Source organism: Deltaproteobacteria bacterium (genome assembly GCA_016218975.1).
Lineage (GTDB): Bacteria > Desulfobacterota > Deferrimicrobia > Deferrimicrobiales > Deferrimicrobiaceae > JAENIX01.
Window position 1 is genome coordinate 42,114 of record JACRCO010000097.1, and the last position, 21,386, is coordinate 63,499.

Below are 21,386 nucleotides of genomic sequence, written 5' to 3' on the forward strand. Positions count from 1 at the left end.
GTGTCATAGCCGATGGATCTGTTTAGCAGACCGGCGCAGCGTCGCACCGTACAGGACGAGATGCAGCAGAGCTACCTCGATTACGCGATGAGCGTGATCGTGGGGCGGGCGCTGCCCGACGTGCGCGACGGCCTCAAGCCCGTCCAGCGGCGCATCCTGTACGCGATGTACGAGCTGGGCAACGAGTACGGCAAGCCGTACAAGAAGTCCGCGCGCGTCGTCGGAGACGTCATAGGTAAATACCACCCCCACGGCGATACCGCCGTTTACGACGCCCTCGTGCGGATGGTGCAGGACTTCTCCCTCCGCTATCCGCTCATCGACGGCCAGGGGAACTTCGGCTCGGTGGACGGGGACTCGGCCGCCGCGATGCGGTACACCGAGGTCCGGATGGCGAAGATTACCGCCGAGCTCCTCTCCGACCTCGACAAGGAGACGGTCGAGACGGTCCCCAACTACGACGGTTCGCTCTCCGAACCGCGCGTCCTGCCCGCCCGCATCCCCAACCTGCTCGTGAACGGCTCCGCGGGGATCGCCGTCGGGATGGCCACCTCCATCCCGCCGCACAACCTGGGCGAAGTGCTCGACGCGCTCGCTGCCCTCATCGCCAACCCGGAGATCACGGTCGACGAGCTGATGGAATTCGTCCCTGCGCCGGACTTCCCCACGGGCGGCATCCTCTACGGGCTGGAAGGGGTGCGCGACGCCTACCGGACGGGCCGCGGCAGCGTCCAGATCCGCGCCCGCGCCTTCATCGAGAAGATGAAGAAGGGGGACCGCGAGGCGATCGTCATCACCGAGATTCCCTACCAGGTGAACAAGGCGCGGATGATCGAGAAGATCGCCGATCTGGCCCGGGAGAAACAGATCGAGGAGATCTCCGACATCCGGGATGAGTCGGACCGCGACGGCATGCGGGTCGTCGTTGAGCTTAAAAAAGACGCAGTCGCCGAAGTGGTCCTCAACAACCTCTACAAGCAGACGCAGATGCAGACCTCCTTCGGGGTGCAGTTGCTGGCGATCGTCCAGAACCAGCCGCGCACGCTGAACCTCAAGCAGACGCTCGAGGAGTTCCTGGCGTACCGCAAGGAAGTCGTGACGAAGCGGACGCTGTTCCTGTTGCGGAAGGCCGAGGCGCGGGCCCACATACTGGAGGGCTACAAGATAGCGCTTGAGAACCTCGATGCGGTTATCAAGCTCATCCGCGCGTCGAAGGATCCCAGGACGGCCAGGGACGGCCTGATGTCGAAGTTCGGCCTGACGGAGATCCAGGCGCAGGCGATCCTCGACATGCGGCTGCAGCGGCTGACCGGCCTGGAAAGGGAGAAGATCCTCGAGGAGCTGAAGGACGTAAAGGCGGAGATCACGCGCCTGAAGAAAATCCTCGCCGAGGAGAAGGAGCTGCTTCGCGTCATCGGGGAGGAGTTCCGGCAGATCCGGGAAGCTTACGCCGACGGGCGGCGCTCGCAGATCGTCCGGGAGACGAAGGACATACGGCTCGAGGACCTGATCGTCGACGAGGAGATGGTCGTCACCGTTTCGCACACGGGCTACATCAAGAGGAACCCGATCAGCCTCTACCGGACGCAGCGCCGCGGAGGCCGCGGCAAGGTGGGGATGGGGACCAAGGAAGAGGATTTCGTCGAAAGCGTATTCATCGCCTCCATGCACTCATACATCCTGTTCTTTTCCAACACGGGGAAGCTGTACTGGCTGAAGGTCCACGAACTGCCGGAGGCCAGCCGCGCCGCCAAGGGGCGCGCCATCGTGAACCTGCTGTCGTTGTCGCCGGGGGAATCGACCCCGACGGTCCTCCCCGTCAAGGAGTTCGTGGCGGGGAAATACGTGGTGACGGCGACGGCGCAGGGGGTAATCAAGAAGACGGAGCTCATGGAGTACTCCCGGCCGCGGGCGGGCGGGATCATCGCGATGGGGCTTAACGAGGGGGACCAGCTGATCGCCACTGCGATCACTTCGGGGCAGGACGAGATCTTTCTTTCCACGCGGCACGGGATGTCGATCCGGTTCCACGAGGGGGACGTCCGCTCCATGGGACGGGCAGCCGTAGGGGTCCGCGGGATCGACCTGGAAGAAGGCGACGCGGTCGTAGGCATGGAAATCCTGCGTCCCCAGGGGACGCTCCTCACGGCGACGGAGAACGGGTTCGGCAAGCGCACCGCCATAGAGGAATACCGTGTCCAGTCCCGGGGCGGGAAGGGGCTCATTACCCTCAAGGTCACAGAGAAGACCGGCGCGATCGTCGGAGTGGCACAGGTCTCCGAAGGCGACGACGTGATGCTGGTCACCGACTCCGGCAAGATCATCCGGATGGCCGTCGACGAAATCCGCGTCATCGGGCGGAATACCCAGGGGGTGCGCCTGATCGGATTGCAGGAGAACGAGCGCGTCGCGTCGCTCGCCCGGCTGGCGGAGAAGGAGGAGTAAGGCCGCGGCGTGCCTCCTATCCAAAATATGGCTGCATTCGGCCCTCGATGCCACGCCCTATTTTTGACAGGAGACACGCCGCGGCCCGCGCGGTGAAAAGACTGTGCGCCGTTATCCTGCTCTGCCTCGGGCTTCTGGCCCTTGCCGGGTGCACGGATCCGGCGAGGGAGCGGTTCGAAGCGGCGGAGAAGGCGCTGCTGGAGCAGAAGATGGAGACCGCGCTTTCGGGCTACCGGTCGATCCCGAAGGAATACCCCCAGTCCCGGCATGCACCCACCGCGCTGTTGCGGCAGGGGGAGCTGTTCGGGACCTACTACCGGAACTATCCGGCTGCGCTCGAAGCCTACGAGTCTCTCGTCTTCAATTACCCGCGGGCGTCCGAGGCGCCGCAGGCGCTGCTCCGGCGGGGCGAGATCCACCTCCTTCATTTCCTCGACCACGCCGCGGCGGCGGAAGAGCTGGAGATGATCCGGAAGCTGCACCCGCGGTTCGGACGGATGGACGAGGTTCTGCTCCTCCTGGCGAAAGCGTACGAAGGCGCTTCCGACCGGCCGCGGGAGTTCGCGGCGCTTTCCGAGCTGGTCGAGAAATTCCCCGAGTCCTCGCGGGCGGCGGAGGGCCGATGGATGCTGGCGTTCGCGCTGCTGGCCGAAGGGAAGTTCCTGGAGGCCGACCGGGAGTTCCGGAAGCTGTCCTACCTTGCGACTGACCGTAGAGGCATCGCGCGGGCGCGCTGGGGGATGGCGCAATCGCTCGAAGGGCTGGGCCGTCTGTCGGAGGCGGTGGAGCAGTACGAGGCGATCCGGAACGACTGGGAAGACCCCTCGTACGTTGCCGAGAAGATCGACCGCCTGAAACGCCGCATGAAGGTGCGTTAGCATGACGGGAGGAGGGACCGGCATGATGGAGGTCGGGAAGGCCCGGGTCGCGGTCGTCGGCGGCGGGTCGTGGGGGACGGCCTTCGCCGCGATGCTTTCGGCGCGAAGCAGGGATGTCTCGCTCTGGGTGCGCGAGAAGGAAGTATGCGACGGAATCAGCGAGTCGGGGGAGAACCGGACGTTCCTCCCCGGGATAAAACTCCCGCCGTCTCTCCGCCCGACGACGGACCTTCGGGAGGCGGTCTCCGGCAGGGAGATCGTTGCGATGGCTGTCCCCTCGCAATACCTGCGTGCGGTCGCAAGGGAAATCGCCGGATGCATCGAGCCGGGGGCAACCGTCGTTTCGCTGGCCAAGGGGGTGGAAAACGGGACGCTTATGAGGATGACGGAGGTCCTTGCGGAGGAACTTCCCGACGCGTCGCCGCGGCTTGCGGTCCTCTCGGGCCCCACCTTCTCGCGCGAAGTCGCCGAAGGGAAGCCCACCGGCGCCACGGTGGCCTCCCGCGACGCTTCGGTGGCCGCTTTCCTCCAGGCCGTTTTTTCGGGGGGCCGGTTCCGGGTGTACGCGGAAACCGACGTGGTGGGGATCGAGATCGGCGGCGCTCTCAAAAACATCATGGCCATCGCCGCCGGGATGTGCGACGGCCTGGGGTTCGGGCATAACGCACGCTCCCTTCTCATCTCCCGCGGGCTGGCGGAAATCTCCCGACTGGGCGTCCACCTGGGGGCCGACCCGCAGACGTTCGCGGGGCTTGCCGGGTTGGGCGACCTTGTGCTGACCTGCACCGGCGACCTATCCCGGAACCGGACCGTGGGCTTGCGCATCGGACGGGGAGAGGGGATCTCCGAAATACTCGCAGGGATGAAGATGGTAGCGGAAGGGGTGGAAACCGCCCGGGCCGCCATGGACCTCTCCCGGCGCACGGGAGTGCCGATGCCGATATCCGAGCAGGTTTACCTCATCCTGCACGAAGGGAAGGACGTCAAATCCGCGGTGGACAGGCTTTTCGCGCGTGCGCTGCGGCAGGAAAGGGACGGGCAAGGGGCATGAGGGAACAAGCGGCGTTGAAGAAGGAGATCCGGGGGCTTCTGGTCCGGCGGAAAGCGGTGCTCCTGGCGCACAACTATCAACGCGACGAGATCCAGGAGATCGCCGACATAACGGGAGACTCGCTCGGATTGAGCCGGGAGGCGGCGAAGTCCGATGCGGAGGTGATCGTATTCTGCGGCGTCCACTTCATGGCGGAGAGCGCGGCTATCCTTTCACCGCAAAAGACGGTCCTCCTTCCCCGAATGGAAGCGGGCTGCCCGATGGCCGACATGATCACGGCGGACGACCTGAACGCCTGGCGCGCGCAGCACCCCGGCGCCGTCGTCGTAACCTACGTGAATTCCTCGGCGGAGGTCAAGGCCGTATCCGACATCTGCTGCACCTCCGGGAACGCCGTCAACGTCGTCCGGTCGATCCCGCAGGACAAGGAAGTATTCATGGTGCCCGACCGGAACCTGGCGCAGTACGTGGCGAAGATTTCCGGGCGGCGGATTTCATGGTGGGACGGCTACTGCCCGACTCATGAGCGGGTAACCGTGGAGGATATCGGGAAGGCCCGCGATGCCCATCCCGGCGCCCTGCTGATCGTCCACCCGGAGTGCCGTCCGGAAGTCGTGGCGATGGCCGACGCCGTGAAGTCCACCGCAGGAATGTATTCCTTCTGCCGCGGGGACGGGGCGAAGGAGTTCATTGTCGGGACGGAGATGGGGATCCTGTACCGTCTCCGGAAGGAGAACCCGGAGAAAAAGTTCCACCTGGCCTCGAGGGCGCTCATCTGTCCGAACATGAAACTGACCACGCTGGAGGACGTAAAGGACGCACTGGAGACGCTTTCCCCCGTGGTGACCGTGCCGGGAGATATCCGGGAGAAGGCACATGCCGCCCTGGAGGCGATGCTGCGCGTTCCGCGCGACGCCTGAACCGTATACGGATGCCTTCCTCTACACCGGCCCTTTCATTCGAGCACATCGCGCGCGCCTTCGAGACGCAGGCCCGTCCCTGCCTGCAGGTCCTGCGCGTACCGGCCGGGCTTCGTTCGTTCCTCGTATCGCGATGGTTCCTGAGGAGCAACCGCTCCGTCCTTCTCCTTGCTCCGACGGCGGCCGAGGCGGAAGAAACCCTCCGGGAGATCTCCGCGTATGCGGGGCCGGGCTGCGTGTTTCTTTTCCCCTCCTCCGAAGTCGCGCCGTACGAGTCGATGCCTCCCTACGCCCCCGCGGTCCACGACCGGATGCGGGCGCTCGACCGCCTTGCGGCGGGCGATCCCGCCGTCGTTATTTCTTCCGTGGAGGCGGCGGTGGAGAAGACGCTTCCCCGGGAGGTGTTCCTGCGTGCCGTTCGGCGGGTGGCGCCGGGAGACGATATCGACGTCGCGGAGTTCTCCCGCCGTCTTTCCGAGGCGGGGTATGCGAGGCTCCCTTCGACCGCTGAGGCGGGCGACTATTCCGTCCGGGGAGGGATCGTCGAGGTGTACAGCCCCGCCCATCCGCTGCCCGCGAGGCTCACGCTGGACGGCGACCGGGTCGAATCGATCCGCTGGTTCGATCCCGTAACCCAGAGGACCCTGCCGCGGGGCGGGGAAGGGAAGACGGAAGAAGAGGCGCTCGTCGTCCTCCCCTGTTCCCAGGTGATCACCCGTCCGGAATACCTGTCCTCGGCCGCTGCGTCAGTCGGCGCGTCCGCCGGGCATGCGCTGAGGCAGGGGATCCGTTATCACGGGATCGAGGCGGTCCTTCCGCTTCTGTACGGGCGCGCCTCCTCTCTCTTCGATTACCTCCCGGAAGGGACGCCGATCGCCGCCGTCGATTCCGTCGCCTGCGGCGCGCAGGCAAGACGGTCTTTCGCCGAAGCGGAGGAGAATTACCTGCTTTCGGGCCGGGAAAGCGGCCTGCCGCCTCCCGCTGATTGTTTCGCGACGCCGGAAGAGTTCCTCGGGGCGCTCCAGGCCAGGCCGGTTCTCTCCTTCGATTCGATCGAGGCGGCCCCGTTCGGGCGAACGGATTTCGTCCGCGGGGAGATCGACGCCAGGGGAAACGAGGACATCCGGCGGAGCACGGTGCAGTCCACGGGCGAGGGGCTTCTTTATCCCCTGGCCGCGGAGGCCAAGGAGTGGTGGAAGCGGGGGGACCGCTTCGCGGTTACTTCGCTGACCCCTTCCCAGGCCGATCGGATGGAGGAGCTGCTGGGCAGATACGCGCTTCCCCTGGCGAAGGCCGAAACGCTTGCGGAGGCGCTTTCGGGAGGGCGGGGGATCGCGCTCTGCCGTTCCGAGGTGACGCGGGGGTTCCGGTTCCCGGAACTGCGCGTTGCGCTGGTCACCGAGGCGGAAATCTTCGGCGAGAAGGCGCGCGCGCGGAAGGCGCGCAGGGAGACGGCGGCGCCGGCGGAAGAGTTCTCGCTCCGGGAGATCCGCGTGAACGATCTCGCGGTCCACGCCGATCACGGTGTCGGGGTATACCGGGGGCTTTTGCGTCGCTCGGCGGGTGGAGTGGAGGGGGATTTTCTCGTACTGGAGTACGCGGGAGGGGACAGGCTCTTCGTCCCCGTCGAGAAGATGTCCCGCGTGCAGCGCTACATCGCTTCCGAGGAGGCGAAGCCGCGGCTTGCCAAGCTGGGCGGGACGGCATGGCAGCGGGCGAAGCAGCGGGTGCGGGACTCCCTCCTGGAAATGGCGCAGGACCTGATCGCGATCCAGGCGAAGCGGCAGCTCGCCGCCCGCCCCGCGTTCGGCGCACCCGACGAGATCTACCGGGAGTTCGAGGCATCCTTCGACCACGAGGAAACGCCCGACCAGCAGCGGGTGATACGCGAAGTCACCGGAGACCTTTCCTCCTCCCGCCCGATGGACCGCCTTGTCTGCGGGGACGTGGGATACGGCAAGACGGAAGTCGCGATCCGCGCCGCGTTCAAGGTCGCGCAGGAGGGCCGGCAGACCGCAGTCCTTGTGCCAACGACGGTCCTCGCCGAGCAGCACTGCCATACGTTCCGCCGGCGCCTTTCCGCCTATCCGATACGCGTGGAGAACCTTTCCCGCTTCCGCTCGAAGGCCGAACAGGCGAACGTGTTGAAGGAGATGGCCCGGGGGAATGTGGACATCGTCATCGGGACACACCGCCTTCTCCAGAAGGACGTCGCCTTCAAGGACCTCGCGCTCGTGATCATCGACGAGGAACAGCGGTTCGGCGTGACGCACAAGGAGAAGATGAAGCGGCTGCGCGCGTCGGTGGACGTCCTGACGCTTTCCGCCACCCCCATTCCCCGGACGCTTCACATGGCGTTTTCCGGCATCCGCGACATCAGCATCATCGCGACGCCGCCGGAGGACCGCCTCTCCATTCGAACCTTCGTTCTTCCCTTCGCAGGGGAGACGGTACGGGAAGCCGTGGACCGGGAGATCCGGCGCGGGGGGCAGGTCTTCTTCGTCCACAACCGCGTTCAGACTCTCCCGGAGATGGAGCGGTTCCTGAGGGAAATCCTGCCGGGGGTCAAAATCGGCGTCGCCCACGGGCAGATGGAGGAGGAGGAGCTGGCGTTGGCGATGGACGACTTCGCATCGCGCCGCGTGGACCTTCTTCTGTGCTCGGCCATAATCGAGTCGGGGCTGGACATCCCCAACGCCAACACGATCCTCGTAAACGACGCGCACAGGTTCGGGCTCGCCCAGCTCTACCAGCTCCGCGGCCGTGTAGGCCGCGACCGGCACCGCGCCTATGCTTACTTCCTGGTGCCCAAGGATGTTACGACCACGAAGGAAGCCGCTCAGCGCCTGGCCGTGCTCGAAGAGCTGACGGAGCTCGGATCCGGGTTCAAGATCGCATCCCACGACCTTGAAATCCGCGGGGCGGGGAACCTGCTGGGAAAGGACCAGTCGGGACAGATCCACCAGGTGGGATACGAGATGTACACCCAGCTCCTGTCGGAGGCCATGGCGGAGCTTTCCGGGAAAGCAGCCGCCACGGAAGAAGAGCCGGAGCTCGATCTCGGGATTCCCGCTTTTCTTCCAGACGACTACATCCCCGAGGCGGGGATGCGGCTCGATTTCTACAGGAAGCTGGCGATGGCGAGGACGGAAGATGCGGTAGATGAGCTGGAACTCGAGCTTCTGGACAGGTTCGGCCGGCTGCCGGTTCCGGCGAGCGCCCTTTGCGACCTGTCGCGTATCAGGGTCCGGATGCGCGAATTGGGAGTACGTGAGATCAAGCGTGGGAACGGGTCTATCTTTTTGTCGCTTTCCGACCGTTCGGAAGTCGACCGCAGCCTCATGGTGCGCTGGGTGACGAAGGAGCGGAAGAATTTCCACTTCGCCCACGGAGAGGTCCTCGCGATGAGAATCCCCGGCGCAGGGCCGGAAGACGTACTTGCCGCCGCCAAAAACCTGTTGAACCGATTTATACCGGGGCGTAGCATATGATGTTTCCGAAATGCATCCGAAAACCACAGCAACCTGACCAGCGGGAAGGAGGCCGGCGCATGCGCAAGTTATCCGTGGTGCTGCTCGTGGGGACGATCCCGTTCCTGTGGGCCTGCAGCGGAATCGAGAAGGGGAAGACGGACAGGATTCTCGCCACGGTCAACGGCCAGCCGATAACCGAGGCGACCCTGGAAGAAGAGGCGAAGTCCCTTCCCCCCTATGTCCGGCCGATCCTGGAAACCCCGCAGGGCAGGGCGCAGTTCCTTGAAAGCCTGATAACCCGGGACCTGCTCATGCAGGAAGCGCTTCGCCGCGGGTTCGATCGCAAGGAGGAGGTCCGCGAGCGGCTGAACATGGCGCGCAGGTCGATACTCCTGGAAGCGCTCCTTAAAGACGTTACGGAGAAGGCGCCGGGCCTGTCCGACGACGCGCTGCGCAAATTCTACGAAGCGAACGTGGATAGTTTCCGCGTCGGCGATCGGGTGCGGGTAAGCCATGTTCTCTTCAAGGACCGCGCGCAGGCCGAGGCGATGGCCCGGCAGTCCAGGTCCGGCACGCCGTTCGAGGAGTTGATGAAACAGGCGTCGAAGGAGGGCGGCGTAACGGCGGACCTGGGGTTCATCGAGCGCGGGAAGTTCGACAAGACGTTCGAAGCCGCGGCGTTCGCGGCGCCCACCGGGTCGGTTGCCGGACCCGTCCGGACATCCTACGGATACCACCTGATCCAGGTGGGGGAGAAGAAGCCCGCCGGGCTCCAGCCCTTCGAGGAGGTCAAGGGGCAGATCGCGGCCGACCTGCGGGAGCAGGCGCAGCGCGACGCGTTCGAGACGCTCCTTGCGCAGGTAAAGCAGAAGGCGAAGGTCCAGGTCGTGGGCGCTCCCGCAGGGGAACCGCCCCCGCCTCCGGGGGCTCCGGCCCCGCAGCCCGGACCGGCGGACAAGCCGGCGGGCCGTGAGCAGGCTCCGGCCGGGGGGCCGGTTTCGCCGCACGGGGGGCGCTGATCGCGTCGTATCCCGGCATGCCGAGAAATGCTGGCTAACGTCACGTCCAGGATGGCCCTTGCCGCCGCGCTGGCGGCCCTTCTTATTTCCTGCTCGCGGGACCCGGCGCCGCGTTCCGATGCGGACGTCGTCGTGGCCCAGGTCGACGGGGCTCCCATCTCACTGAAAGACTTGAAGAACGAGATCGCCGCGCAGAGGGGGCTTGCACCCGCCGCCGATTCCGGGGGCGCCGCCCCCTCCATTTCAACGAAAAGCGCAGGGCGCAGGGAGGCGCAGGAAGCATTGCGGCTCCTCATCGAACGGTCGGTCGTTCTTGCCGAGGGGGAGCGTCTCGGGATAGCCGTTTCAGGCGCCGAGGTGGAAAAGGAAGTCGAACGGTTCCGTGCCGACTTTCCTCCCGGCGGACTGGAGAAGGCGATTATCCAGACGGGGAGGGATATGGAATCGTGGCGGAGAGAACTCGCCCGCTCTCTTCTTTATCGGAAGTCCGCGGCGGCCATAGCCGACTCCCGCGCGTCGGTGACCCGGGAGGAAGTCGAGCAGGTTTTCCGCCGCCGGGAAAGGGAATTTTCCCGTCCCGAACGGATCCGGGTGCGCCAGTTCCTGTTCGATTCCGAGGAAAACGCCCGAACCGCACGGGGTAAGATATTGGAAGGCGAGGGCCCTGATAAGGTCGTAGAGCGTTTTTCCTCCGGAGATGTCCGTCCCACGGCTGCCGACCTTGGGGAAGTCACCCGGGAAGACCTTCCCGAGGAAATCGCCGCGGAGCTTTTCTCGCTGAATGAGGGCGGCGTGAGCGGAATCGTTCCGAGGGAGGGAAGCTACAGCCTGTTCGTGGTGGTCCGTAAAGAGCCCGCCCACGCGCTTTCCCTTGCCGCGGCCGCGCCGGAAATCCGCGAGGGGCTGCTGCGCAGCCGCAGGGAGGACGCGTTCCGGTCATGGCTGCGGGCGAAGGTCGGCAAGGCGGACATCCGGGTCCAGGAAACGCTGCTCGACCGGATGACAGAGGGGGGAAAATGAAAAAAATGCGGTTACCGGCGATCCTGCTCTTCTGCATCCTTGCGGCGGCGCAGGCGATCCCGGCCCAGGCAAGGGTCGTCGACGGCGTAGTTGCCGTTGTTGACGACGATCCGATCACTTTTTCCGAGGTCCGCGATGCGGCGGCCGAGGGGCTCGGCATCCCGGTCGGCGACGCAGACCTGTACCTGCGGGAAGAGAAGGACACCCGGCGGATACTCCACTGGATCGAGACGCTCGTGGAGTCGGTCCTGCTCCACAAGGAGCTGAAGAAGCTCGGGCAGGACATCCAGGAGCCGGACATCAACCGGGCGGTGGAATCCGTCCGAAGGAACAACAACCTTTCGGAGGCGGATTTCAAGGAGGCGCTCGTCCGTGAGGGGATCTCCCTGGAAGGATACCGGAGGCGCCTGCGGTGGCAGATGGAACGCGGCGCGATCGTCCGCGCGAAGAAGCTGAAGGACGTCACCGTGACGGACGAGGAAGTCAAGATTTACTACAAGGAGAACGCGGAGCGGTTCCGCGAGGGGGGGGAAGTCCGGCTCATGACCCTTTATCTCCCGCTTCCGCCCGAGGATGCGGGACCCGACCGCGTTGTCCGCCTGCGTATCGCCGCGCAGCAGGCGAATGAATATGTCCGGGCCGGCAGGGCGCTTTCCGACGTGTCGGAGCTGATTTCGAAGACCCTTCCCGGAACGTCGGTCCTTACGTCGAATTTCGTGAAAACCTCCGACCTGCTCCCGGAGATCCAGAAGGAGATCAGGCGCCTGCGCACATTCGAGACCTCCCCTACGTTCTTCATGGAGAACGGAGCATACCTGGTCCACGTGAAGGAACGGCAGGGCGGAACGCTGCCCGAATTTTCGAACCTGAAGGACGCGCTGGCAGAGGAAATCGCCGACCGGCGGAGCGAGAAGGCGTACGCCGACATCCTGGCGGAACTGAAAAAAACCGCTTCGATCGACATCCGGCTGTAAGGCGGAAGGACATGCTTCCGCGCATCGCCGTGACGATGGGAGACCCGGCCGGCATCGGACCGGAGATCGTCGTCATGGCGCACACTATCCCGGATATTTTCTCGGTCTGCATTCCTGTGGTGTACGGGGACCCGGAGGTTATTCGCCGCGCCGCCGCCGTAATCGGAGCGTCCGTCGAGATCGTCCCTGCGGACGAGGCTCCCGCTCCGGGAAGGATAGCCGTGCTGTCCCTTTCCGCTCTATCCCTCGAGGAGGTTCCTTTCGGAAAACGGACCGCCGCCGGGTCCCGGGCGATGGCGGACTACATCCGCGCGGCCGCGGTTGACGTCCTTGCGGCGCGGGCCGACGCTGTCGTAACCTGCCCCATCACGAAGGAGGGACTGAAACTCGCAGGCGTGCGGCACCCGGGGCATACGGAGTACCTCGCCGAACTGTGCGGAGGGGCGGAGGTGGTCATGATGCTCGCAGGGGACCGGCTGCGCGTGGCGCTCGCGACCATCCACGTATCGCTGCGCCGGGCGCTGGAACTTCTTTCACCCCGGATCATCGAAAAAACGATACGGATCACCGACTCCTTCTTCCGTAAATACATGGGTGCGGGCTCTCCCCGGATCGCCGTGGCGGGAGTAAATCCCCATGCCGGAGAGGGGGGGCTGTTCGGAGACGAGGAGGCAACGTTGGTTGCTCCGGCGGTCGCCGCATGCGCAGCCGACGGAATCCTTGCTACCGGCCCGTATCCGCCGGACACGGTGTTCCATCGCGCCTGGAAAGGGGAATTCGACGTCGTGGTGGCGATGACGCACGACCATGGACTGATACCATTGAAGCTCGTCCATTTCGAGGACGGGGTCAACGTGACCATGGGTCTCCCCATCATACGCACCTCGGTGGACCACGGAACCGCATACGACATCGCGGGGAAGGGGATCGCAAGCCCCGCGAGCCTGCTTGCCGCGATCCGGATGGCCGCGGAGATGGCGAAGGCGAAAAGGTAGGCGGCCGTGGCTCTCGACCGGATCGTCGTGCGCGGCGCGCGCGAGCACAACCTGAAGAACGTCGACGTGGAGATCCCGCGCGACCGCCTGGTAGTCATCACCGGCGTATCCGGCTCGGGCAAGTCCTCCCTCGCCTTCGACACGATCTACGCGGAGGGGCAGCGCAGGTACGTGGAGTCGCTGTCGGCGTACGCGCGCCAGTTCCTGGAGCAGATGGAGAAGCCCGACGTCGACGTGATCGAAGGGCTATCCCCCGCCATTTCCATCGAGCAGAAGCAGGTCAGCAAGAACCCCCGTTCCACCGTGGGCACCGTCACCGAAATATACGACTACCTGAGGCTGTTGTACTCATCGATCGGAACGGTGCACTGCCCGTCCTGCGGCAAGGAGATCCGGAGGCAAACGGTTACGCAGATCGTGGACGCCGTCATGGGGATGGGAGAGGGGGAAAAGATCCAGGTACTGTCCCCGGTCGTCCGCGGAAGGAAAGGGGAGTATCGAAAGGAGCTCGCGAAATTCGTCAAGGACGGCTTCACCCGGGCGATCGTCGACGGCGCGCCGAGGGACCTCGAGGAGGATATCGCCCTCGACAGGAACCGGAAGCACGACATCGACGTGGTGGTGGACCGTATACGCATCTCCCCCGCTTCGCAGGGGCGGCTCGCCGACTCCGTGGCGCTCGCACTTTCCCTTTCGGGCGGGCTGGTCCGCATCGCGGACTCCAGGGGCAAGGGCGCTCTCTACAGCGAAAAGTTCGCATGCACCGACTGCGCCGTCAGCATCCCCGAAATCGCGCCGCGGCTATTCTCCTTCAACAGCCCGCACGGCGCCTGCCCCGAATGCGACGGTCTCGGCAGCACGATCTATTTCGACCCCGACCTAGTCGTCCCCGACCCGGAAAAAAGCATCCGCGAGGGTGCGATCGACCCGTGGAAGAAGCGAACGACGATCTATTACTACCAGATGCTGGAAACGCTCTCGAAACATTTCGGATTCTCCCTGCACACCCCCTACGGGAAGCTTCCCGCACGGGCGAAGGAGATCCTCATGCACGGGTCGAACGAGCCGGTGCGGTTTTTCCTCGAAGAGGGAGACCGGCGCCACTTCTTCACCCGGCCGTTCGAGGGGGTTATCGGGAACCTGGAGCGCCGCTTCCGGGAAACCGGCTCGGAGGATATCCGCGACGAGCTGGCGCGGTACATGAACAACCGGCCGTGCCGTTCCTGCGGCGGGGCACGCCTTAAAAAAGAGGCCCTCTGCGTCAGGGTCGGAGGCCTGTCCATTTACGATCTGACGAAGCTCTCCGTCAAGGATGCGAAGGAATTCTTCAAGGCGCTCACCCTCACCCGGAAGGAGGAGCAGATCGGGTCGCGGATCCTGAAGGAGATCCGGTCCCGGCTTTCGTTCCTGCGAAACGTCGGGCTTTCCTATCTATCCCTGGACCGCGCCTCCGGCACCCTGTCCGGCGGGGAAGGGCAGAGGATCCGGCTGGCGACGCAGATCGGGTCGCAGCTCATGGGGGTGCTCTACATACTCGACGAGCCCTCGATCGGGCTGCACCAGCGGGATAACCGCAAGCTTCTCCTCACCTTGAAGGACCTTCGGGACCTGGGGAACACGGTGCTCGTCGTGGAGCACGACGAAGAGACGATCCGCTCCGCGGATTACGTGATCGACATGGGGCCCGGCGCGGGTGAGCACGGCGGGGCGGTGGTGGCGTCGGGGCCGCCGGAGGAGATCGTGGGGAACGGGGCGTCCCTCACGGGGCAGTACCTTTCGGGGAGGAAACGGATCGACGTGCCGCGGACCCGCAGGCGCCCGAACGGGAATTTCCTTGCCGTTTCCGGATGCCGTGCAAACAATCTGAAGAACATAGACGTCTCGTTCCCGCTCGGCGTGATCACCTGCGTCACCGGCGTCTCCGGCTCCGGCAAGTCGACGCTCGTCCTCGACACCCTCTACCGGGCGCTCGCCCAGAAGATATTCGGTTCCCGCGAGCGGCCGGGCGCCCACAACGCGCTTTCCGGCATCCACCTGGTGGACAAGGTCATCAACATCGATCAATCGCCCATCGGGAGAACTCCGCGGTCGAACCCCGCCACATATTCCGGCGCCTTCACTCCCATCCGCGACCTGTTCGCCATGCTCCCGGAGAGCAAGACGCGCGGGTACCGTCCCGGCCGCTACTCCTTCAACGTCAAAGGGGGAAGGTGCGAGGCTTGCGAGGGGGACGGCATCCTTAAAATCGAGATGCACTTCATGCCGGACGTCTACGTCACCTGCGAGGAGTGCGGCGGGAAGCGATACAACCGCGAGACGCTGGAGATCGCCTACAAGGGGAAAACCATCGCAGACGTGCTCGACATGACCGTCGACCAGGCGCTGGAATTCCTCTCGAACATCCCGCCGATCCGCGGCAAGCTTTCCACCCTGTCGCGGGTGGGGCTCGGATACATCCGCCTGGGGCAACCGGCCACGACCCTTTCCGGGGGCGAAGCGCAGCGAGTGAAGCTTGCCCGCGAGCTCTCCAAGAGGGCCACGGGAAAGACCGTATATCTTTTGGACGAGCCCACCACGGGGCTTCACTTCGACGACATCAGGAAGCTTCTTTCGGTTCTTCAGATGTTCGCCGAGGCGGGGAACACGGTCATAATCATCGAGCACAACCTTGACGTCATCAAGACGGCCGACCACGTGATAGACCTCGGCCCCGAAGGCGGCGACCTCGGCGGGGAGGTCGTCGCCTGCGGAACGCCGGAGGAGATCGCACGGAATCCGCGCTCCGCAACGGGGAGCTTCCTGAAAAAGGTGTTGAACGGGGGAAAGAACCCGCCGTACGAGGAAATCAGCGGGGTTGCGGGGAGCGGGTAAGGGTCTTCAACATCTCCTGGCCGAACAGGAACCGGACTTCCTTCCGCACGGAATCGGTTATCGGATGGGTCCGGTTCTTCGCTTTCATGCACCAGAGCGACTTCATCTCTTCATCCACGGTGAGCGTCCCCTCGGAGAGGACCAGCGGGAACATTACGCAGAATCTCGGCTTGAAGCGCCATTCGTGGAGCCCCGCCTCGATTGCGCCTTTCTGCAGGGCGCAGCCGTGGTTCGGATGGAAAAAAGCGCAGGCGTCGCCGACCACCACGGTTTCCACGGCCATGCCGCTCGGGCAGTCGGTATCGGGCTCTGTCCTGCCGAACCAGCTGGAAGGATCTGCGGCCTCAGGACGTACGTACGGCAGGAACAGGTCGCGGTTCGAGAGAATATTCCTCATCTCCGCCGTATCGGCCCATACGCCGAAACGGCAGCAGCGGCTCCGGCACTGCTCGAGGCGGCAGGTCTCGGGAAATTTCGCGCGGAATATCAGCGGGTCGATTTTCATACGGTTCTTTTTAATGAGAATGTAAAATTATACACATTCTACGGTAACCTGCAAATCGTCGCCATCAGGCATGGCCGTATCCGCCGCAGTAGCAGAAGCATGGTGAGAAATGGCGGCCAGGTCACTGCCCGCGCTTGCGCCGCACCGTGACGGTCTCTCCGGCGATCCCCCAGTTGTCGGTTTCCACCTCGTCGATCGTCACGACCGTGGTCGCCGGATTTTTCCCGAGCGTTTCCTTCAGGAGCCGCGTTACTCCCTCGATAAGCCGCGCCTTCTGCTCCGCCGTCGCCCCTTCCCGCGTTATCCGGATATTCACGTAAGGCATCTCGCCACCTCCCGCGCCATTAGGATGCAGAAAAAATCAAATCATACCATCAGGCTACGCACGCCTCACGGGGTACCCCTCGCGGGGGACGCCTTGCCCGCCCGTCCATGGCCGTGCTGCGGCTCGCGAGCTCCTCGCTCGCTGCCATGGAGGGCAGCGTGCCGCGAGCGCATGGAGGCGCAGGAGCGGCCCGCCCTCCCTGGCTCCCGCTTCGTCGCTCGACGCCCCCGCGAGGGGCACCCCGTATCGGCGGCTTGCCCGCTGTCCAAGAATGACTAATGCTGCATCCTTAAAGCGGAGGGTCGGTGGCACAAAGAAAAAGGGCGGGGGCTCCCGGACCCCGCCCTTCATTGGGGCAGCCGCCGCAGATGGCGGCTGCGGTTAAGATCGACGTTCTACTGCAACACGCCTCCGACCACCGCGGGCGCGCCGGTGACCGCGGGCTCGGCACCGATCGCGTCCGCGCCTGTGGTCGGGTCCGTCCACTCGGAGAGAGTGGGCAGGGTCAATGCGGCGTAAGGAGTGACGTCAAGGCTTGCGCATCCGCCCGGCGCCACCATCATGCGCTGCTCCTTCTCCAGGGCTTTCACGTAAAACGTGACGCCGCTCGCGGTCATCGCGCTTCCGTCAGGAATCGTGAACTCGGGGACCCAGCGGATCGAGGAGCCGGGCCCTCCCTGCGAGCAGTCCGCGGCCGATCCGGTATCCATGTCGACGCATGTGCCGGGGATGCCGTGTAAATCCCCGTAGCCGCTGTATTCGAGGTAGAACTTCGAGTTCAGGTATCTGCCCGCCTCGAGATGCGTATACGAAAGCTGAAGCGGAGGATCGAATTCAAGGAACGTTCCGCCCGATTGCAGCCCGACATACTGGTTCCAGTTGTTGGGCCCGGTCTCCCATGTGTAGTAGACGGACAGGTTGCTGCGTGCCTGCCACGCGCATGTAGTGTTGCCGGTGTTGTCCCAGCCGCATGCGAGCTGGGACAGGTTGGACGACGACGGGTCGAACAGCGGCCCCGTCATAAGGCCCCATGGGAAGGAACTGCTGGAAGAAGAGGAAACCACCGCGCTTCCTCCGTCAAGAAGCAGCAGGGTGCTCGAGTTGAAGGTATAGGAGGCGTATGAAGCCGAGCCCGGCGCGGTCTGCTGGAAAGCGGAGGTATCCTTGAACGGATTCTGCCCGCCCAGGCTTGCGGCATCAGGGCAGTTTTCGAAACAGGCCAGCGTTGACGGGATCGTTTCAGTTGGGCTCACGACGACTTCCGTGTACGAAATGACCTCGGTGGCGTTGTCCGCCGCGCAGGCGAACGTGTTGTTCGGCGGCTCGCCCGACGGCGTGCATCCCTGGAGCTTGATCTGGACGCTGCCGCCCAGCGCCTGCGACCAGAAGAAAAGCTCGGGATACCGCAGCGCATTAATGTTGATGTCGACCGGGGTCATGTCCACCCAGGTGTAGTTGTTCTGCCTGTCCAGGTAGGCGGTCTTCGAGAATTTCGTGCCGTCCCAGAGGACGCGGAACTGGTTGTCGGTGCCTGATGCCTGATCGAACTCGTTCATATCGAGCGGGATGTTCACGATGTCGCCGAGCGCAAGGGTCTTCCGGGTGTTCTTCTTCAGCTTGCCCCCCGCCACGAGGACCTGGTAAGCCGTTTCCGTGCCGCCGCCGGGGCCGAAGGTCTGCTTGTAGACCGTTTCCCCGTTCACGAGCGTCACGTTGTCCTGGAACCAGGGGCCCCAATAGCCGATCCAGCCGCGGTAATCCTGTCCGCTCCGGGACAGGCGGACCGGGAACCCGGATTCGCGGGTGACCCTGGCGCCGTCGCTGTCATAAACCCCGTATCTCCATGCGGAGGAGTCGAAATTCTTCCGGTCCAGGCAGACGGTATCCCCGCCCACCCGCAGGAAATTGTTGTCGTTGAAGGCGATGGAGAATGATTTCGTCTGCGTGCCCTGGGGGGAGACGGACTGGGTATAGATCTTGCCCCCTCCATCCGCCGCGGAGTTGCGATCTATCGCGACCTTCTCGGTGAATGTCATCGCCCCTTCAGGCCCGGTGAACCCGCCTAAGTCGAAAAATTTCAGTACTACTTTTCCGGTGCCGGTGTCCAATTCGGATTTCAGTACACCCTTGAACATTTCAGTGGTCTGCTCGACTCCGCCGGCGACGGGAAAAGCCTTGAAGTTGATCGTAAAAAGCCCATACGGGTTGTTGTCGCTTACGCCTTGGGTGATAACCGCTCTTGCGTAAATCACTTTCTCCGGTTCATGCTCGCTGGAGGGTTCGTGTATCCACGCTTTAACGATCTGGGGAGCGGTGTTGTCGGCGCGTGATGACACAACCGTCCACATCTCGTAACTTGGCATGTTCGCTCCCGAGGACTGGTTGGCCGACTGCTGGCCTCCCGCCGAAGCGGAATCGCGCCCCTTGCACTGGTTCGTGTCGACCTGCGCCTTGTAGGCCCCCTGGTTCAGCATCGAGCCGTAACGGGTCTGCCCAAGCATGCATAGAATCTCGTTCACGGTGTCGAATGCCTCGACCGAGCGCTCCTCCACGTAGACGTTGGCCCGGTCCGTAAAATAATCCGAAGTAGAGGGAATGGGAGGAGGGGACCGCCTTGCCGCCGCTCGTGCCGGTGAACTTCCTCCGCCGGATTGCGCGTCTACGACGCTGACCTTTTCGGCGACTGTCAGCGCGCTTGCCTCTCCTGTGCCGCCGCCCGCGCCTGCCGCTCCTCCTCCCCCGCCGCAGGAGGCCAGTAACACGGCGGAAACGAGAAGAAATGCCAGGGACCCACTGAATTTTCTCATCTTCCTCCTCCTTCCTTTTTCGTCTGAGCGGCCGCAATTGAACGCGGCCGCAAAAGCGATTAATTCTTCTTAACGGAGGGGAAAGTGGAGGAGTTCAGTCAAAATCGCCAAAAATTTGACGGGAAAAAGAAAGGGCTCCCGAAGGAGCCCTTTCGAAGTCGAGAACTGCTGTCCCGGTCGTCGCGGTTTAGAGCTTCCCCACGAGGATGAACGCGATGACAAGGGTGTAGATGACCAGGGACTCGATCAGCGCGAGACCGACGATCATCGGGATGAAGATCTTGTTCTGGGCGGAAGGATTGCGCGCGATTCCCTCCAGCCCGGCGGCGATGGCCTTGCCCTGGCCGAGCGCTCCGCCGAAGGATGCGATCGCTATGCCGAATCCGGCTGCCAACGCGATGAAGGTCTTTACGTTGCTCCCGCCCGCTGCGGCGGCAGCACCTTCTTCAGCGGCGAAGGCGACGGAGGCCGCTGCCACGACAAGCAGGGCCAGCAGAAAAGAAATGGTGATTCTGCGGAACATCGGGTGTCCCCCTTTCGGATTATGAAATCCCGCCGGGCGGATTTTCGTCCCCCGGCGCGGTTGATGCCCTTGCCCGTTTCTGCTCTTTAGTGTTCCTCGGCGTGCACCACCGCGCCCGAGATGTAGATCATCGAGAGCACCGTGAAGATGAACGCCTGCATGAACGAGACGAAAACGCCTAACCCCATGAAAAGGGACGGCACCGCCCATCCCACGAACGCCAGCGCCATGAACCCGCCTACGACGGCGTGGTCGCCGGTGATGTTCCCCATGAGACGGAGGGAGAGGGAAAGCGGCCGTGCGAGGTGGGAGATGATCTCGATCGGCAGCATGATCGGCGCCAGCCACCAGACCGGCCCGAGGAAATGCTTGAAGTAGGGGAGCCCGTTTTCAACCACTCCGAAGATGTGCGTGGAAAGGAAGATGACGACTGCCAGGCCGACGGTGATGTTCATCTTCTGGGTCGGCGGAAGCAGCCCCGGAATGAGCCCCATCAGGTTCATGAACAGGATGAAGACGAAGCAGGTCGCAAGGAGCGGCATGTACTTCTTCGCATGGTGCCCCAGGATGTCCTCTCCGATGCTCGTGAGGAACCCCAGGATCAGCTCGAAGAAATTGCGGAAGGTCAGGCGCGGTTCAGGGACTACCATCTCTTCGGGTTTCTTGCTCCCGACTACGAGAAAGCTCAAGACCGCGAGGAGACCGGCCACGAACAGCGCCGCGTATACGTAGTAGTACTGCTTCCCTCCGGGCAGGGCCATGAAGAAGGAAAACCCGTGCTCCTCTGCGGCCATCGCAGTCGCCGGCATGCACATCAACGCCGCGATTCCCGTCAGCCATCTGCGCATCGTTATTACCCCTCCTTACCCTGTCTTCTGTCCCACCGCCCTGGTCAGACCTTCGAGGAGGATCCCCAGGAAGAGGCAGGACAGGCCCAGCAGAAATCCAAGCGCGTCGAACCACCCGGAACGGATGACGAGATAAACGACCGCCACCAGCCCGAGGAATTTCAGCACGTACTGGACGACGAACTCTTTACGGATCGGCCCGCCCCCGGGAAGCGCCTTTTCAAGGATCTTCCGTATGAGAAAGAAGTTCCCGTAGGCGATCGCTGCGCCGCACACGGCGCCCGGGAGCATCCCGAAACGCCCCGCGACGGCGATTCCGCCCAGGATCAATCCTGCGGAAAGGAGGATCTTCCTCTCCGCGGATCGAAGAGACGGGCCATCCGTTCCGTCCTTGCCCGCCCGGTGATCGCTGCCCGCCGGCGGATCCGTTTCGGCTCCGCCGGGAGCCTCACTTGCCACCGGGCTTCCTCTTCTTCTCTTCGATCTTTTCCAGGTCTTTTTCCGACCGGACCGCGGACCGGTAGAGGCTCCGCACGCCTGCCGCGAAACCGAACCCGAGCCACAAGATCGTAAGCCAGGGGCTGGTTCCGAGCCACTTGTCCAGGTAATACCCGACCGCCAAACCGACAACGACCGAGATGGCCATTTCCAGGCCGAGGGCGCTGTACCTGCCCAGCTCCCGGAATAGTTCCCTGCGGTCCTGCTTGTTATCGGCCACGGTGTAAACCCATG

Annotated in this window: 17 protein-coding genes; 10 read left to right on the top strand and 7 right to left on the bottom strand. The window is 64.0% G+C overall.

The features are described from left to right. Positions 1–12: 12 nt before the first annotated feature. The 10 genes from gyrA to uvrA all read left to right on the top strand — a co-directional run bounded on the left by gyrA (position 13) and on the right by uvrA (position 15,646). The gene (gyrA, locus tag HY896_13800) at positions 13–2,445 is read left to right on the top strand and encodes a DNA gyrase subunit A (GenBank protein ID MBI5577420.1); all 2,433 of its coding nucleotides are present in this window, start codon (positions 13–15) and stop codon (positions 2,443–2,445) included. 92 nt (positions 2,446–2,537) lie between these two features. Continuing rightward, positions 2,538–3,323 carry a tetratricopeptide repeat protein gene (locus tag HY896_13805; GenBank protein MBI5577421.1) on the top strand — a complete coding sequence of 262 codons (786 nt, stop codon included), beginning with the start codon at positions 2,538–2,540 and terminating at the stop codon, positions 3,321–3,323. Between the two features lie 25 nt (positions 3,324–3,348). Next, a complete protein-coding gene (locus HY896_13810; protein MBI5577422.1) occupies positions 3,349–4,374 on the top strand; it encodes an NAD(P)-dependent glycerol-3-phosphate dehydrogenase in 1,026 nt (341 codons plus the stop codon). Further along, positions 4,371–5,294, top strand: a complete 924-nt coding sequence (gene nadA / locus HY896_13815) for a quinolinate synthase NadA (protein ID MBI5577423.1) — start codon at positions 4,371–4,373, stop codon at positions 5,292–5,294. The genes HY896_13810 and nadA overlap by 4 nt, the downstream gene beginning before the upstream one ends. Positions 5,295–5,305: 11 nt before the next feature. Further along, complete coding sequence (gene mfd, locus HY896_13820) at positions 5,306–8,785, top strand: transcription-repair coupling factor (protein ID MBI5577424.1); 3,480 nt, start codon at positions 5,306–5,308, stop codon at positions 8,783–8,785. Between the two features lie 59 nt (positions 8,786–8,844). Then, on the top strand, positions 8,845–9,786 hold the full coding sequence (locus HY896_13825) for a peptidyl-prolyl cis-trans isomerase (GenBank protein ID MBI5577425.1): 942 nt from the start codon (positions 8,845–8,847) through the stop codon (positions 9,784–9,786). Positions 9,787–9,813: 27 nt separating this feature from the next. Further along, entirely contained in the window at positions 9,814–10,806 is a 993-nt protein-coding gene (locus HY896_13830) for a peptidyl-prolyl cis-trans isomerase (protein MBI5577426.1), read from the top strand. Then, positions 10,803–11,780, top strand: coding sequence for a peptidyl-prolyl cis-trans isomerase (locus HY896_13835; protein ID MBI5577427.1), 978 nt, complete (start codon positions 10,803–10,805; stop codon positions 11,778–11,780). The genes HY896_13830 and HY896_13835 overlap by 4 nt, the downstream gene beginning before the upstream one ends. 11 nt (positions 11,781–11,791) lie before the next feature. Beyond that, positions 11,792–12,775 (top strand): 4-hydroxythreonine-4-phosphate dehydrogenase PdxA, encoded by a 984-nt coding sequence (pdxA, locus tag HY896_13840; GenBank protein ID MBI5577428.1) that lies wholly within the window; start codon positions 11,792–11,794, stop codon positions 12,773–12,775. 6 nt (positions 12,776–12,781) lie between these two features. Continuing rightward, complete coding sequence (gene uvrA, locus HY896_13845; GenBank protein ID MBI5577429.1) at positions 12,782–15,646, top strand: excinuclease ABC subunit UvrA; 2,865 nt, start codon at positions 12,782–12,784, stop codon at positions 15,644–15,646. Here uvrA and HY896_13850 read toward each other — a convergent pair. The 7 genes from HY896_13850 to HY896_13880 all read right to left on the bottom strand — a co-directional run bounded on the left by HY896_13850 (position 15,621) and on the right by HY896_13880 (position 21,300). Further along, positions 15,621–16,151 (bottom strand): DUF3109 family protein, encoded by a 531-nt coding sequence (locus tag HY896_13850; GenBank protein MBI5577430.1) that lies wholly within the window; start codon positions 16,149–16,151, stop codon positions 15,621–15,623. The genes uvrA and HY896_13850 overlap by 26 nt on opposite strands. Positions 16,152–16,272: 121 nt before the next feature. Further along, positions 16,273–16,476 carry a 4-oxalocrotonate tautomerase family protein gene (locus tag HY896_13855; GenBank protein ID MBI5577431.1) on the bottom strand — a complete coding sequence of 68 codons (204 nt, stop codon included), beginning with the start codon at positions 16,474–16,476 and terminating at the stop codon, positions 16,273–16,275. Positions 16,477–16,871: 395 nt separating this feature from the next. Next, positions 16,872–19,283 carry a hypothetical protein gene (locus HY896_13860; protein ID MBI5577432.1) on the bottom strand — a complete coding sequence of 804 codons (2,412 nt, stop codon included), beginning with the start codon at positions 19,281–19,283 and terminating at the stop codon, positions 16,872–16,874. Between the two features lie 187 nt (positions 19,284–19,470). Beyond that, positions 19,471–19,806: an ATP synthase F0 subunit C gene (locus HY896_13865; protein MBI5577433.1), complete on the bottom strand. Its 336-nt coding sequence runs from the start codon at positions 19,804–19,806 to the stop codon at positions 19,471–19,473. A gap of 86 nt (positions 19,807–19,892) precedes the next feature. After that, positions 19,893–20,654 carry a F0F1 ATP synthase subunit A gene (gene atpB, locus HY896_13870; protein ID MBI5577434.1) on the bottom strand — a complete coding sequence of 254 codons (762 nt, stop codon included), beginning with the start codon at positions 20,652–20,654 and terminating at the stop codon, positions 19,893–19,895. 15 nt (positions 20,655–20,669) lie between these two features. After that, entirely contained in the window at positions 20,670–21,113 is a 444-nt protein-coding gene (locus tag HY896_13875; protein MBI5577435.1) for an ATP synthase subunit I, read from the bottom strand. After that, entirely contained in the window at positions 21,103–21,300 is a 198-nt protein-coding gene (locus HY896_13880; GenBank protein ID MBI5577436.1) for an AtpZ/AtpI family protein, read from the bottom strand. Before HY896_13880 ends, HY896_13875 begins: the two co-directional genes overlap by 11 nt. Positions 21,301–21,386: the final 86 nt, after the last annotated feature.

What these genes read in the sequence shown, in the direction of transcription:
- HY896_13850 (MBI5577430.1), bottom strand. Translation starts at nt 16,151, where the DNA reads ATGAAAATCGACCCGCTGATATTCCGCGCGAAATTTCCCGAGACCTGC.
- HY896_13835 (MBI5577427.1), top strand. Translation starts at nt 10,803, where the DNA reads ATGAAAAAAATGCGGTTACCGGCGATCCTGCTCTTCTGCATCCTTGCG.
- HY896_13865 (MBI5577433.1), bottom strand. Translation starts at nt 19,806, where the DNA reads ATGTTCCGCAGAATCACCATTTCTTTTCTGCTGGCCCTGCTTGTCGTG.
- gyrA (MBI5577420.1), top strand. Translation starts at nt 13, where the DNA reads ATGGATCTGTTTAGCAGACCGGCGCAGCGTCGCACCGTACAGGACGAG.
- HY896_13810 (MBI5577422.1), top strand. Translation starts at nt 3,349, where the DNA reads ATGGAGGTCGGGAAGGCCCGGGTCGCGGTCGTCGGCGGCGGGTCGTGG.
- HY896_13855 (MBI5577431.1), bottom strand. Translation starts at nt 16,476, where the DNA reads ATGCCTTACGTGAATATCCGGATAACGCGGGAAGGGGCGACGGCGGAG.
- HY896_13880 (MBI5577436.1), bottom strand. Translation starts at nt 21,300, where the DNA reads ATGGCCATCTCGGTCGTTGTCGGTTTGGCGGTCGGGTATTACCTGGAC.
- nadA (MBI5577423.1), top strand. Translation starts at nt 4,371, where the DNA reads ATGAGGGAACAAGCGGCGTTGAAGAAGGAGATCCGGGGGCTTCTGGTC.
- HY896_13830 (MBI5577426.1), top strand. Translation starts at nt 9,814, where the DNA reads ATGCTGGCTAACGTCACGTCCAGGATGGCCCTTGCCGCCGCGCTGGCG.
- HY896_13825 (MBI5577425.1), top strand. Translation starts at nt 8,845, where the DNA reads ATGCGCAAGTTATCCGTGGTGCTGCTCGTGGGGACGATCCCGTTCCTG.
- HY896_13860 (MBI5577432.1), bottom strand. Translation starts at nt 19,283, where the DNA reads ATGAGAAAATTCAGTGGGTCCCTGGCATTTCTTCTCGTTTCCGCCGTG.
- pdxA (MBI5577428.1), top strand. Translation starts at nt 11,792, where the DNA reads ATGCTTCCGCGCATCGCCGTGACGATGGGAGACCCGGCCGGCATCGGA.
- atpB (MBI5577434.1), bottom strand. Translation starts at nt 20,654, where the DNA reads ATGCGCAGATGGCTGACGGGAATCGCGGCGTTGATGTGCATGCCGGCG.
- mfd (MBI5577424.1), top strand. Translation starts at nt 5,306, where the DNA reads ATGCCTTCCTCTACACCGGCCCTTTCATTCGAGCACATCGCGCGCGCC.